Raw genomic sequence first — 14,182 nt, forward strand, 5'->3', positions numbered from 1 at the left:
CGACGCATTGCCCGGGAACTCCGGTAAAGACTGATTAAGTTGCACTGGAGACCGCTGCCCGTCCACGGCGCGGGCCCGTATCCCCAACGACGACAGCTGAGGTGGCGCCTTGACGTTCCAGATGCCGGACCGGTCCGGTCCGGGTTTCCGAGCGAGGGTCGGGCCGCCGTCGCGTCGGGCACGGGTGCTGCTGCTGACGGTCGGCGTGCTGGCCGTGCTGTTCCTGCTGTTCGTGATGTTCTCCGGGCTGTGGACCGACTGGCTGTGGTTCCGGTCGGTGAAGTACGGCTCGGTGTTCACCTCGAAGCTCGGCGCGGAGCTCGGCCTCGGCGCGGTGTTCGGCCTGCTGATGGCGCTGGTGGTGGGCTTCAACCTGTGGCTGGCGTACCGGCTGCGGCCGCCGCTGGCCGCGATGTCGGTGGAGCAGCAGAGCCTGGACCGCTACCGGACGGGCGTGGCGCCGTTCCGGAAGTGGCTGCTGGCCGGCCCGGCCCTGCTGGTCGGCCTGGTGGCGGGGGCCGCGGCCGCCGCCCAGTGGCGGACCTGGATGCTCTGGGTGAACGGCACCTCGTTCGGGGTGAAGGACGGTCAGTTCCACAAGGACATCTCCTACTACGCCTTCGAGCTGCCCTGGTACGAGTTCCTGCTGGGCTTCGCGTTCAGCGCGGTGATCGTCTCGCTGATCGCGGCGACCGCCGTGCACTACCTGTACGGCGGCCTGCGGCTGCAGGGCCCCGGCCGCCGGGCCAGCGGCGGGGCGCAGGGCCACCTGGCGGTGCTGCTGGGCGTGTTCGTGCTGCTGAAGGCGGTGGCGTACTGGCTGGACCGGTACGCGCTGGCGGTCAAGAGCGAGTCGTTCAAGAACGTCGACGGCTGGACCGGCCTGCGCTACGTGGACGCCAACGCGTTCCTGCCGGCCAAGACGATCCTGTTCTTCGTGGCGGTCATCTGCGCGCTGCTGTTCTTCCTGACCCCGGTCCGGCGGACCTGGGCGCCCGCGCTGATCGGCTTCGGCCTGATGGCGCTCTCCGCGGTGCTGGTCGGCGGCGTGTACCCGGCGATCGTCCAGCAGTTCCAGGTCAAGCCGAACGAGCAGGCCAAGGAGACCGCGTACATCCAGAAGAACATCGACGCGACCCGGCAGGCGTACGGCATCGCCGGCGCCGACGTGCAGCCGTACACGCCGAACGACAGCACCGACGCCGACAAGCTGAAGCAGGACGCGCAGACCATCGCCGACATCCGGCTGCTGGACCCGAACGTGGTGTCGCCGACGTTCCAGCAGAACCAGGCGCTGCGCAACTACTACGCCTTCCCGAAGACCCTGGACGTCGACCGCTACGGCAAGCAGGACACCGTGCTGGGCGTCCGCGAGCTGGACCTGACGGGCGTTCAGCAGCGCAACTTCATCAACGACCACTTCAAGTACACCCACGGGTACGGCGTGGTCGCCGCCAAGGGCAACCAGGTGGACGCCAACGGCAACCCGGTCTACACCGAGCAGTCGCTGCCGACCGAGGGCACGCTGGGCGACTACGAGCAGCGGGTGTACTACGGCGAGAAGTCCCCGGCGTACTCGATCGTCGGCCCCGGGATGGACGAGATCGACTACACCCGGGACGGCCAGCCCGACCAGACCTCGCAGTACAGCGGCGGCAGCGGCGTCTCGCTGGACAACCCGCTGACCCGGGCCGCGTACGCGGTGAAGTTCGCCGAGCCGCAGATCCTCTACTCCGGGGCGATCAAGGACGGCGCGAAGGTCCTCTACGACCGCACCCCCAAGGAGCGGGTGGAGAAGGTCGCGCCGTGGCTGTCGATCGACGCCGACCCGTACCCGGTGGTGCAGAACGGCCGCCTGGTGTGGGTGCTGGACGGCTACACCACCTCGGACGGCTACCCGTTCTCCTCCAAGACGGTGCTCGGCGACGCCACCAAGGACTCGCTGACCGACCAGCGCGGCCGCACCCTGACGGCGGTCAACAAGGTCAACTACATCCGCAACTCGGTGAAGGCCACCGTGGACGCGTACACCGGCGAGGTGACGCTCTACCAGTGGGACGAGACCGACCCGGTGCTGAAGACCTGGACGAAGGCGTTCCCGGGCACCGTGAAGCCGAAGGCCGACATCCCGGCGACACTGCTGCCGCACCTGCGCTACCCGCAGGACCTGTTCAAGGTGCAGCGCGACCTGCTCGGGCAGTACCACATGACCGACGCCACGGCGTTCTTCAACGGCACCGACATCTGGGACGTGCCCGAGGACCCGACCGTCAACAACACCCACGACGTCCAGCCGCCGTACTACCTGACGGTGCGGATGCCGGACGCCAAGGAGGCCAGCTTCTCGCTGACCACCTCGTTCGTGCCGGCCGGGCGGAAGAACCTGGCCGCGTTCATGACGGTGAACGCCGACCCGGGGCCGGACTACGGCAAGCTGCGCATCCTGCGGACGCCGCCCGGCTCGGGCGCGCTCGGCCCGGCGCTGACCCAGGCGAAGTTCAACTCGGACTCCGAGGTGGCCCGCCAGCTGTCGCTGCTGCGCAGCGGCACCGACTCCGACGTGGTCTACGGCAACCTGCTGACCCTGCCGGTCGGCGGCGGCATCCTCAACGTGGAGCCGGTGTACCTGGTGGCCCGCGGCGCGAAGGTGCCGGTGCTGAAGAAGGTGCTGGCGGTGTACGGCGACCACAACGTGGCGCTGGAGGACAGCCTGGACAAGGCGCTGGCCAAGGTGCTCGGCTCGGCCGTGCCCGGGGTCACCACCCCGGCCGAGCCGAACCCGGGCACCCCGACCGCGCCCACCACGCCCACCACGCCCACGACGCCGACCGCGCCGGGGAGCAACCCGGCGCTGGACCGGGCGCTGGCGGACGCCCAGAAGGCGTTCGACGACGGGCAGGCGGCGCTGAAGAACGGCGACTGGGCGGCCTACGGCCAGAGCCAGCAGGCGCTGCGGCAGGCGCTGGCGGACGCGGTGGCGGCCGGGGCGAAGGGCGGCGGGGCGACCGCGGCCCCGAGCCCGGCGGCCTCGCCGTCGACCGGCGCGAACCCGCAGCCCAGCGGGCAGCCCTCGCCCGCGCCCACCGGCTGAGCTGCGGAATCGATTTGTTGGTCCACCCCGCGATCGTGCTACAGTGGTTTCACCGACGCGGGGTGGAGCAGCTCGGTAGCTCGCTGGGCTCATAACCCAGAGGTCGCAGGTTCAAATCCTGTCCCCGCTACTCAGTAGCGAAAGGCCCGGAGGCATCAGCCTCCGGGCCTTTGCCATTCCTTGGGCTTCGCCCCGATTGACACCCCAACTGGTCCAGTCCAATCTGAGTCATGCCCATGGCGGGCGGCCCCCACCTCCCGTCAGTGCGGCGGCAACTCGCATGCCAGCAAAAGGAGTTGATCGTTCTCTTCTCCGTCTGCCGCTCTCCCCGACCGGGTGTCGGACGGCGTTCCTGCATCCCCACGTGACAGGAGGGCACATCCGCATGCACCGGAACAACCGAAGGGCCTGGGCCGTCACGGCCGCGGCCGCCACGCTGCTCGCCGGAGCGATGTCGCTGCTGGGAGCCCCCAGCGCGACCGCCGGGCCGGGCAACACCACCGGCGCGCCCGCCACCAGCGGCGGCATGAAAGTGGCGTACTTCGACCAGTGGTCGATCTACCAGAACGCCTACTACCTGAAGAACGTCGACACCAACGGCATGGCCGGCAAGCTCGACTACCTGCTGTACGACTTCGCCAACATCGACCCGACCAACCTGACCTGCTTCGAGGCCAACTCGGCCGCCTCCCAGGACGAGAACAACCCGAACGCGGGCGACGGCGCCGGCGACTACTACGCCGACTACGCCAAGACCTTCGCCAACGGCAACAGCGTCGACAACTCCACCGACACCTGGAACCAGCCGCTGGCCGGCAACTTCCACCAGCTCCAGGAGCTCAAGGCCAAGTACCCGAAGCTCAAGGTGCTGCTGTCGATCGGCGGTTGGACGTACTCCAAGTACTTCTCCGACGCGGCCGCCAGCGACGCCTCCCGGAAGAAGTTCGTCTCCTCCTGCGTCGACATGTTCATCAAGGGCAACCTGCCCGCCCAGGGCGGCTACGGCGGCGCGGGCACCGGCAAGGGCATCTTCGACGGCTTCGACATCGACTGGGAGTACCCGGGCGGCGGCGGCCACACCGGCAACCACTCCTCGCCGAACGACAAGCAGAACTTCACCGCGCTGCTCGCCGAGTTCCGCAACCAGCTCAACACCCAGGGCTCCGCGGACGGCAAGACCTACGCGCTGAGCGCCGCGCTGCCGGCCGGCCAGGACAAGATCCAGAACGTCGAGACCGACAAGATCGGGCAGTACCTGACCTTCGCGGACCCGATGACGTACGACATGCACGGCGGCTGGGAGGCCCAGGGCCCGACCAACCACCAGACGCCGGTCTTCCAGAACCCGAACGACCCGATGAACAACGTGCCGCCGGGCAACGCCAAGTACAACATCGACGAGGCGATCAAGGCGTACACGGTCGGCGACCCCTCGTACGGCATCCCCGGCGGGTTCCCGGCGAACAAGCTGAACATGGGCGTCCCGCTGTACTACCGCGGCTGGACGGGCGTGGCGGCCGGCGCCAACCACGGGCTGTTCCAGCCCGCCAGCGGGCCCGCGCAGGGCGCGCCGAACTCCGGCAACGTCAACGGCGTGCGGATGTACAAGGAACTGCTCGGCGTCGTCGACAACCCGAGCTACACCTACTGGGACGCGGCCGCGCAGGCGGCGTACTTCTACGACGGCACCAACTTCTGGTCCGGCGAGAACGCGAAGTCGATCCAGGCGAAGATGGACTACGCGCACTGCAACGGCCTCGGCGGCTCCTTCGTCTTCTCGCTCTACGACGACCCGAACGCCGTCCTGCTCAACCCGCTGATGACGGCCACCAACGGCTCCGCCGCGAGCTGCCCGGCCCCGTCGCCCTCGCCGACCGCCAGCAGCTCGCCGTCGACCAGCGCCTCCCCGTCCACCTCGGCCTCGCCGAGCACCAGCGCCTCGCCGTCCACCAGCGCCTCGCCGTCCACCAGCAGCAGCCCGTCCTCCTCGCCGACCACCCCCGCCGGGCCGATCGCCAACCCGGGCCTGGAGAGCGGCGCGCTCAGCCCGTGGACCTGCGCGGGCAGCGGCGGCACGGTGGTGAGCGGCGGACACAGCGGCTCCTACACCCTGCAGGGCAACGTCGGGGCCGGTGACACCGCGCAGTGCCAGCAGACCGTCACGGTCAAGCCGAACACCACGTACACGCTCTCGGCCTGGGTCAAGGGCAACTACACCTACCTCGGCGTCACCGGCTCCGGCGCCGACAGCTCCACCTGGAGCCCCGGCGGGAGCGCGTGGACGAAGCTGTCCACCAAGTTCACCACCGGGGCCTCGGTCACCTCGGTCACGGTCTGGGTCCACGGTTGGTACGCGCAGGGCGCCTACCAGGCGGACGACTTCAGCCTGAGCTGAGACTGCGTCAACATCCTTTTAAGGAAGGCCCGGAGGGGACGCCCCTTCGGGCCTTCCCCCTTGCGGGCGCGCGGAGTTGATCGTCTCCGGTACGATGCGTGGCCGGGGTTTGTGGGGCCCGAGTGTCGGGAAATCGACAAAGCGCTGAAGCAATCTCGCCGGGCTTCGGCCCCGCTCCGCCAAAACCGGACGGAGCAGGTGTACGCGGTATGCGGGTGATGCGACGATGGACCACGAGGGGGACGCGGCACGGCCCGTGACAGGCCGTCCGATCCGGCGTGCCCCCAGGGGGAACCACCCCGGGCCGACGGCCCGGGGCGAATGCCGCGACACTCGGGGGGAGCGGGAGTCGGCATGAAACTCATCGGAAGGAACGGAACGGGAGAGCGACCGGCGGCCAGCAGCACCACGGACACCGACACCGGGCTCCGCACCGCCGACCGGTCCACCACCGGCACCCGGGCCGCCCGGCCCGCCACCGCCGGCGGCATCGACGTGACCGGGTACGGCCCCGAAGCACTCGTCCACCTCACCGCCGACCGGGTCGCCGCGGCCGGCCGCGACCTGCTGGAGACCGCCGACGACGACGAGGCCGACGACAGCTTCGAGACCGCCCTCGCCGCCCGCGAGCAGGCCGCCCTCGAAGCCCGCCACCGCGGCTCCGCCGACGCCGGCGACCCCGCCGCCGCCAGCCAGCTCGGCGCCCTGCTGCTGCGCCGCGGCGACCTCGCCGACGCCGAACCGTACCTGCGCGCCGCGGCCGCCGCCGGCCTGCGCGCCGCCGCCAACAACCTCGGCGTGCTGCTGCACCAGCAGGGCCTGCGCACCGAGGCCGCCCAGTGGTGGCGGCAGGCCGCGGTGGCCGGCTCCGCGCCCGCCGCCCACGCCCTCGGCCTGCAACTGCGCGACCAGGGCGAGGAGGAGGCCGCCGAGTACTGGCTGCACTACGCCGCCGAACAGGGCCACCCGCTCGGCGCCTACGCCCTCGGCGACCTGATGGAGCACCGCCGCGACGTCCGCGCCGAACGCTGGTTCAAGGCCGCCGCCGACTCCGGCCACCGCGAGGGCGCCTACCGGCTCGCCCGGATGCGCGAGGCCGCCGGCGACAAGGAGACCGCCGAGACCTGGTACCGCACCGCCGCCGCCCGCAGCCACGCCCGCGCCGCGCTCCGCCTCGGCGTGCTGCTCGAAGCCCGCGGCGACCTCGACGAGGCCGCCCGCTGGTACCGGCAGTCCGCCCAGAACGGCGAGGCCCGCGCCGCCTGCGCGCTCGGCTTCCTGCTCCGCGACGCCGGCGACCTCGCCGCCGCCGCCGAATGGTGGCAGGAGGCCGCCGAGGCCGGCGACGGCACCGCCGCCAACGCGCTCGGCGCCCTGCACGCCGGCCGCGGCGAGAACACCGTCGCCGAACGCTGGTACCGCGCCGCCCTCGACGCCGGCGACCACAACGGCGCCTTCAACCTCGGCCTGCTCTGCGCCGGCGCCGGCCGCGAGACCCAGGCCGAGCAGTGGTACCGCCGCGCCGCCTACGCCGGCCACCGCGAAGCCTGCAACGCGCTCGCCGTCATGCTGCTCCAGCGCGGCGACGAGTCCGGCGCCGAACCCTGGTTCTCCAAGGCCGCCGAGGCCGGCTCGGTCGACGGCGCGTTCAACCTCGGCGTGCTGCACGCCGGCCGCGGCGAGACCCGGCAGGCCCAGGAGTGGTACGCCCGGGCCGCCGCCGAGGGCCACGGCGAGGCCGCCCTGCAGCTCGCCGTCGTCCAGGAGCAGCGCGGCAACCTCAACGGCGCCCTCGACCGCTACCGGCAGTCCGCCGACGGCGGCTCCCCGGAGGGCGCGTTCCGGCTCGCCTCGCTGCTCGACCGGCGCGGCGACGCCGACGCCGAGGCCGAGCACTGGTACGCCGTCGCCGCCGACGCCGGACACCGCCGCGCCCAGGTCCGGATGGGCGTCCGGGCCGCCGAGCGCGGCGCGCTGGAGATCGCCGAGAGCTGGTACCGGCGGGCCGCCGAGGGCGGCAGCCGCAGCGCCGCCTTCAACCTCGGCCTGCTGCTGGCCCGGCAGGACAGCGAGGCCGAGGCGATGCTCTGGTACACCCGCGCCGCCGACGCCGGCCACGGCCGGGCCGCGCTCCGGCTCGCCCTGCTCGCGCTGCGCCGCGGCGAGGCCGTGCAGGCCGAGAACTGGTGCCGCCGCGCCATGGAGCAGGGCCCCGCCGAGGTCGCCGAACGGGCCGGCCGCCTGCTCGGCGCCCTGAACGCCGAACTGAGCGCCTGACGGGGTGCCGGACGGGGCGTCACTCCGTCACGGCGTCACAGGCTGAGCGAGCGCAGCACCGCCTCGTGCAGGACGCCGTTGGTGGCGACCGCGTCCGCGCCGGAGGGCCCGTCGATGCCGTCCAGGCCGGTGAACCGGCCGCCGGCCTCCTGGACGACGATGCAGGGGGCCGCCATGTCCCAGAGCGACAGCTCGGGTTCGGCGGCGATGTCGACGGCGCCCTCGGCGACCATCATGTAGGACCAGAAGTCGCCGAAGGCCCGGGTCCGCCAGCAGGCCCGGGTCAGGTCGAGGAAGGCGTCCAGCCGGGCGCGCTCCTCCCAGCCGCTCAGCGAGGAGAAGGAGAGCGAGGCGTCGGCCAGCCGGGACACCTTCGACACGTGGATGCGCTGCGCCTTGGCCAGGCTGCGCCCGGCGTACGCGCCGAGGTCCTTGGCGGCCCACCAGCGGCGGCCGAGCGCGGGCGCGGAGACGATGCCGACCACCGGGACGTGCTCGCCGTCGGGCCGCTCCTCCAGCAGGGAGATCAGGGTCGCCCAGACCGGGACGCCGCGCACGTAGTTCTTGGTGCCGTCGATCGGGTCGATCACCCAGCGGCGCGGGCCGGAGCCCTGCAGGCCGTACTCCTCGCCGAGGACCGCGTCCCGCGGGCGGGCCCGCTGCAGGACGGAGCGGACGAGTTCCTCGGCGGCCTTGTCGGCGTCGCTGACCGGGGTGAGGTCCGGCTTGGTCTCGACCTTCAGGTCGAGCGCCCGGAAGCGCTCCATGGTCACGGAGTCGGCCGAATCGGCGAGGACGTGGGCGAGGCGGAGGTCGTCGTGGTAGTCGGCCATGCCCGGAACCCTAGCGGACTCAGTGCCCCGAGCCGCTGAGCTGGAGGCCGATCACGCCCGCGATGACCAGCGAGATGGAGACCAGCTTCAGGGTGGAGGAGGACTCGCCCAGGAAGACCATCCCGTACACGGCGGTGCCGGCCGCGCCGATGCCGGTCCACACCGCGTAGGCGCTGCCGACCGGGAGGGTCTTCAGCGAGAGCGTCAGCAGGCCGAAGGAGCCGAGCGCGAACAGCGCGAAGCTGACGGTGGGCCAGAGCCGGGTGAAGCCGTGGCTGAGCTTGAGGTTGACCGCGAATCCCGTTTCCAGCAGACCGGCGAGGATCACCATGGCCCATGCCATCGGGTTGACTCCCTGTCAGAGAGGACGGTGTGACCTCCCTATCGTCACCCAGTGGCACGGGCCCAGCGACTCGTGTCCGCGTGAACCCTCAATCCCCTTCGGACGCCTCGCGGGTGGCGAGCAGGCGGCGCAGCGAGTACAGCCGGGCCGGGTCGGCGTGCCCGTCGGCGACCCAGGCGTCCAGCGCGCAGTCCGGCTCGTCGTGCGAGCAGGCCCGCGGGCAGTCGACCGTCCCGGGCTCCAGGTCGGGGAAGGCGAGGATGACCCGGGACGGGTCGATGTGGGACAGGCCGAAGGAACGGAAGCCCGGGGTGTCGATCACCCAGCCCGGGTCGAGCGCCTTCTTCGAGCCGGGCTTCGCCCCGGGCGGCGGGGGCAGCCGCAGGGCGAGCGCGGAGACGGTGGTGTGCCGGCCCCGGCCGGTCACCGCGTTGACCCGGCCGGTGCTCCGCTGCCGCTCCGGCACCAGCGCGTTGACCAGGGTGGTCTTGCCGACGCCGGAGTGCCCGATGAACACGGTGGTCCGCCCGCGGAGGTGCTCCCGGACGGCCTCCGCGCCGACCGTCTCCAACTCGTCGGCCCGGGTCACCACGGAGCGGATGCCGAGCGTCGCGTACGACTCCAGCAACTCGTCGGCGGACGCCAGGTCGGACTTGGTGAGCACCAGCAGCGGCTCCATCCCGGCGTCGTACGCGGCCACCAGGCAGCGGTCGATCAGCCGGGGGCGGGGCTCCGGGTCGGCGAGGGCGGTGACGATGGCCAGCTGCCCGGCGTTGGCGACCACGATCCGCTCGTACGGGTCGTCGTCGTCCGCGGTGCGGCGCAGCACCGAGGTGCGCTCCTCGACCCGGACGATCCGGGCCAGCGTGTCCGGGTCGCCGGACAGGTCGCCGACCACCCCGACGATGTCGCCCACCACCACGCCCTTGCGGCCCAGTTCGCGCGCCTTCATGGCGACGACCTGCCGCTCGTCCTTGGTGCCGCCGCCGACCAGGCAGGTCATCCGGCCCCGGTCCACGGTGAGGATCATCGCCTCGTCGGCGTCCTCGTGCTTGGGCCTGATCCGGGTGCGGGGGCGGGAGCCCCGGCGGCCCGGGCGGCTGCGGATGTCGTCCTCGTCGGCGTTCTTGTCGTAGCGGCGCATCTGATGACCCCCCGTCAGCCCTGGCCGAGGAGGTCGGCCCACATCTGCGGGAAGTCCGGCAGGGTCTTGGCCGTGGTCGCCACGTTCTCCACCAGGACGCCGTCCACCACCAGGCCGAGCACGGCGGCGGCGGTCGCCAGCCGGTGGTCCTCGTAGGTGTGGAACACCCCGCCGCGCAGCGGCCGGGGCCGGACCCGCAGGCCGTCCTCGGTCTCCGTGACGTCGCCGCCCAGGCCGTTGATCTCCTTGGCCAGCGCGGCCAGCCGGTCGGTCTCGTGCAGCCGCAGGTGGGAGATGCCGTACAGGTGCGACTCGGAGTCGGCGAGGGCCGCCACCGCGGCGATCACCGGGGTCAGCTCGCCGACGTCGTGCAGGTCCGCCTCGATCCCGTGGATCTTGCCGGTGCCGGTGAACTCCAGCCCGTCGTCGGTGAACCGGCAGCTGCCGCCCATCGCGGTGTAGATCTCCCGGAGCTGGTCGCCCGGCTGGTACGTGTGCCTCGGCCAGTCCCGGACGGTCACCCGGCCGCCGGTGGCCAGCGCCGCCGCGAAGAACGGGGCCGCGTTCGACAGGTCCGGCTCGACCACCAGGTCGCGGCCGATCAGCGCGCCCGGGGTGACCCGCCAGACGTCCTTCTCGCCGCCGTCCTCCGGCGCGTCGACCTGGCCGCCGGCCTTGCGGATCATGTCGACCGTCATCCGGATGTGCGGCAGCGAGGGCACCGTCCCGCCGGTGTTGCGGATCTCCACGCCGTTGTTGAAGCGCGCCCCGGACAGCAGCAGCGCCGAGACGAACTGCGAGGAGGACGAGGCGTCCAGCTCCACCCGGCCGCCGTCCAGCGCGCCCGTGCCGTGCACGGTCAGCGGGAAGCCGCCGCGGCCGCCGTCGTCGATCCGGGCGCCCAGCGCGCGCAGCGCGTCGATCACGCCGTGCTGCGGGCGCTCGTGGCTGCGCGGGTCGCCGTCGAAGTGCACCGGGCCGTCCGCCAGCGTCGCCAGCGGCGGCAGGAAGCGCATCACCGTCCCCGCGTTGCCCACGTCGACCCGCGCCGGGCCGCGCAGCCGCTCGGCCGGGATGACCCGCCACGCCTCGCCGCCGCCGGTGCCGCCGGACGCCGCGTTCACCGTCTCCTCGACCGTCACGCCCAGCGCCCGCAGGCCGTCCGCCATCAGCTGCGAGTCGCGGCTGCGCAGCGGGCGGCGCACCCAGCCCGGGCCGTCGGCGAGGGCGGCCAGCACCAGCGCGCGGTTGGTCGCGGACTTCGAGCCGGGGACGGTCACGGTCGCGTCCACGGCGGCGGTGGCGACGGGGGCGGGCCACAGGGGTTCGGTCATGCCGCCAAGTCTATGAGGCCCGCCGCCGCTACCGGGGCAGCAGCCAGGCCGCCCCGAGCCCCAGGCAGGCCAGCGCCAGCAGCAGGAACAGCACCACCCACAGCGCCCCGGGCACGCCCGTCAGCCGCGCCAGCTGGTCCGCGTCCGAGCCGGGCGTCCGGCCGTGCCGCCGGGACGACCACAGCTCCAGCAGCGGACGCACCCCCGCCAGCAGCAGGAACCACACGCCCAGGTGGGCGAACGCGCCCTGCCACTCGGCGCTCCCGTACCAGGACACCGCCAGGAACGTCCCGCCGGTGACCAGCACCGCCAGCACCCCGAACAGGTTCCGCAGCGTCAGCAGCATCGCCGCCAGCAGCGCGATGCCGATCCACAGCAGCGCCGTGGTCCGGCCCGCCGCCACCAGCGCCGCCCCGCCCAGGCCCAGCAGCGAGGGCGCCGGATAGCCCGCCGCCGCGGTCAGCACCATCCCCGGGCCGGTCGGCTTCCCGGAGGAGACCGTCAGCCCCGAGGTGTCCGAGTGCAGCCGGATGCCGGACAGCCGACGGCGCGTCAGCAGCGCCGTCAGGCCGTGCCCGCCCTCGTGCGCGATCGTCACCACGGTGCGCAGCACCCGCCACACCGGGCGCACCGCCACCGCCGCCAGCGCCGCCGCGAACGTGCCCCACACCAGCCAGTGCGGCGGGTCCGGCTGCACGGCCGTCACCCGGTCCCACAGTCCCGCCAGTCCCGCGAAGTCCATCGCCGTCGACCTCCGATCACCGCCGCTTCCCCCGCCCGGGGCGGGCAGCCTCCCACGGAAGGACGGGCCACCGGAAGCCGCCGGTTCTCCGGTCGGGCCCTGCGGCCCCCACCCGCTCTGGCAAGCTGGGGGCCATGTGCGGCCGTTTCGCCTCCTCCACCGACCCCGCCGAACTGGTCCGCCGGTTCGGCGTCCGGCAGTGGGACCCGACCGAGACCCTCGCCCCGAGCTGGAACGTCGCCCCGACCGCGCGGACCTTCGCCGTCCTGGACCGCGTCCCGCGCGGGCAGCGCCTGCCGGTCCGTCAACTCCGGGTGCTGCGCTGGGGACTGGTCCCGGCCTGGGCGGACAGCCCCGACGCCGCGGTGAAGATGATCAACGCCCGGGCGGAGACCGTCCACGAGAAACCCGCCTACCGCCAGCCCTACGCCTCCCGGCGCTGCCTGATACCCGTCGACGGCTACTACGAGTGGCAGACCGCCCCCACCGACGACGTCTCCCGGCCGCCCCGCCGCCCCTACTTCGTGCACCGCGCCGACGGCGCCCCGCTCGCCCTCGCCGGCCTCTACGAGTTCTGGCGCGACCGCCGGCACCCCGGCGACCACCCCGACGCCTGGCTGGTCACCTGCACCGTCGTCACCACCGCCGCCGAACCGCTGCTCGCTCCCGTCCACGAGCGGATGCCCCTCTACCTCGGCCCCGACCGCTGGGACGCCTGGCTCGACCCGCACGCCGAGACCGCCGACCTCACCCCGCCCCCGCCCGGCGACCTGCGCATCCACGCCGTCCCCGACGCGGTCGGCAGCATCCGCAACAACCACCCGGGCCTGACCCGCCCGCTCACCGAGGACGACCTCACCACGCTGTTCTGAAGCGCCCTCCGGGCGGGAGAGCAGCGGAAACAGGGCGGGGAAATGCCCTCCGAGCGGGGCGAGGGAAGAAGACGTGGGGAACGCCCTCCGGGCGGGAGAGCAGGGGGAGACAGAGAGGGAAATGCCCTCCGGGCTGGGCGAGGGAAGAAGGCGTGGTTAACGCCCTTCGGGCGGGTGGCGGTGCAGGGGGAGACAGGGGGAAGCGCCTTCCAGGCGGGGCGAGGGAAGGAGGGGGCGTGCGCGGGTAGGCTCCGGGGCGTGCAGCGGATTGTCACCACTCCTGCCGGGGATGCCCGGCTCCACTGGTTCCGGGCCGGGATGCCGCGGGCCGTGCTGGTGCTGGGGCACGGGGCGGGCGGCGGGGTGGAGGCCCCCGACCTGCGGGCGCTGGCGGAGGCGCTGCCGGCCCGCGGGGTCACCGTCGTGCTCGCCGAGCAGCCCTGGCGGGTGGCCGGCCGGAAGCTGGCCCCCGCCCCGGCCACCCTGGACGCCGGCTGGCCCGCCCAGGTCGCCGCGGCCCGCGAGGAGGGCCTGCCGCTGTACGCGGGCGGCCGCAGCGCCGGGGCCCGGGTCGCCTGCCGGACCTCCGCCGCGCTCGGCGCGGCCGGCGTCCTCGCGCTGGCGTTCCCGCTGCACCCGCCCGGCCGGCCGGAGCGCAGCCGGGCCGAGGAGCTGCTCGGCACCGGCCTGCCCACCCTGGTGGTGCAGGGCGGCGCGGACACCTTCGGCACCCCCGAGGAGTTCCCCGACCTGCCGGAGACCCACCGCCTGGTGGAGGTCCCGCACGCCTCGCACCCCTTCAAGGTCCCCAAGCGGGCCGCCGGGCCGGACCCGCTGCGGACGGTCGCCGACGCGGTCGCGGCCTGGCTGCCGTCCTGAGCCCCGGGCCGGCAAGGCCCGCGCGGGGGAGGTGAGTTGCGTCGCACTCCGGGTGCCGGGAATGCCCGGGCAACGGCAGGGGTTGCACGAAGCGTCAGAGCGTGCCCCCTGGTGGAAAGGCAGTCGTCCATGGGTCCGATCGCATGCCCCGAGCGGCCGGAGCAGCGTGCGGCGCAGTCGCCCCTGCTGCCGGACTGGTCGGAGTGGGTTGTCGCGGGCGAGAAGCCGGTCAGCCCGATATCCTCGCTTCCGGGTCGGCCCGACGTGGGCCG

Annotated in this window: 10 protein-coding genes and 1 tRNA gene; 6 read left to right on the forward strand and 5 right to left on the reverse strand. The window is 73.2% G+C overall.

All coding sequences use genetic code 11. The features are described 5' to 3' along the window. Window positions 1–121: 121 nt before the first annotated feature. From ACIQBJ_RS22590 to ACIQBJ_RS22605, 4 genes are all read left to right on the forward strand, one after another. Complete coding sequence (locus ACIQBJ_RS22590; protein ID WP_400713599.1) at window positions 122–3,091, forward strand: UPF0182 family protein; 2,970 nt, start codon at window positions 122–124, stop codon at window positions 3,089–3,091. A 56-nt stretch (window positions 3,092–3,147) separates the two neighbouring features. Then, a tRNA-Met gene (locus ACIQBJ_RS22595) sits at window positions 3,148–3,221 on the forward strand. Window positions 3,222–3,476: 255 nt separating this feature from the next. Next, window positions 3,477–5,486, forward strand: coding sequence for a glycosyl hydrolase family 18 protein (locus ACIQBJ_RS22600; protein ID WP_400713329.1), 2,010 nt, complete (start codon window positions 3,477–3,479; stop codon window positions 5,484–5,486). A 354-nt stretch (window positions 5,487–5,840) separates the two neighbouring features. Continuing rightward, a complete protein-coding gene (locus ACIQBJ_RS22605; protein WP_400713332.1) occupies window positions 5,841–7,763 on the forward strand; it encodes a tetratricopeptide repeat protein in 1,923 nt (640 codons plus the stop codon). A 35-nt stretch (window positions 7,764–7,798) separates the two neighbouring features. Here the strand turns inward: ACIQBJ_RS22605 and hisN are convergent, their stop codons facing one another. The 5 genes from hisN to ACIQBJ_RS22630 all read right to left on the reverse strand — a co-directional run bounded on the left by hisN (window position 7,799) and on the right by ACIQBJ_RS22630 (window position 12,159). Then, on the reverse strand, window positions 7,799–8,596 hold the full coding sequence (hisN, locus tag ACIQBJ_RS22610) for a histidinol-phosphatase (protein ID WP_400713336.1): 798 nt from the start codon (window positions 8,594–8,596) through the stop codon (window positions 7,799–7,801). A gap of 19 nt (window positions 8,597–8,615) precedes the next feature. Beyond that, window positions 8,616–8,939 (reverse strand): DMT family transporter, encoded by a 324-nt coding sequence (locus ACIQBJ_RS22615; protein ID WP_400713339.1) that lies wholly within the window; start codon window positions 8,937–8,939, stop codon window positions 8,616–8,618. 88 nt (window positions 8,940–9,027) lie between these two features. Then, window positions 9,028–10,083 carry a ribosome small subunit-dependent GTPase A gene (gene rsgA / locus ACIQBJ_RS22620; RefSeq protein ID WP_400713342.1) on the reverse strand — a complete coding sequence of 352 codons (1,056 nt, stop codon included), beginning with the start codon at window positions 10,081–10,083 and terminating at the stop codon, window positions 9,028–9,030. A 14-nt stretch (window positions 10,084–10,097) separates the two neighbouring features. Further along, on the reverse strand, window positions 10,098–11,417 hold the full coding sequence (gene aroA / locus ACIQBJ_RS22625) for a 3-phosphoshikimate 1-carboxyvinyltransferase (RefSeq protein ID WP_400713345.1): 1,320 nt from the start codon (window positions 11,415–11,417) through the stop codon (window positions 10,098–10,100). A 28-nt stretch (window positions 11,418–11,445) separates the two neighbouring features. Further along, window positions 11,446–12,159 carry a M50 family metallopeptidase gene (locus tag ACIQBJ_RS22630; protein WP_400713348.1) on the reverse strand — a complete coding sequence of 238 codons (714 nt, stop codon included), beginning with the start codon at window positions 12,157–12,159 and terminating at the stop codon, window positions 11,446–11,448. 134 nt (window positions 12,160–12,293) lie between these two features. Between ACIQBJ_RS22630 and ACIQBJ_RS22635 the strand changes: the two genes are divergently transcribed. After that, window positions 12,294–13,031: an SOS response-associated peptidase gene (locus tag ACIQBJ_RS22635; RefSeq protein ID WP_400713351.1), complete on the forward strand. Its 738-nt coding sequence runs from the start codon at window positions 12,294–12,296 to the stop codon at window positions 13,029–13,031. Window positions 13,032–13,349: 318 nt separating this feature from the next. Next, window positions 13,350–13,910: an alpha/beta family hydrolase gene (locus ACIQBJ_RS22640; protein WP_400713602.1), complete on the forward strand. Its 561-nt coding sequence runs from the start codon at window positions 13,350–13,352 to the stop codon at window positions 13,908–13,910. The last annotated feature ends 272 nt before the right edge of the window (window positions 13,911–14,182 follow it).

The sequence above is a fragment of the Kitasatospora sp. NPDC088391 genome (assembly GCF_044753345.1).
GTDB lineage: Bacteria > Actinomycetota > Actinomycetes > Streptomycetales > Streptomycetaceae > Kitasatospora.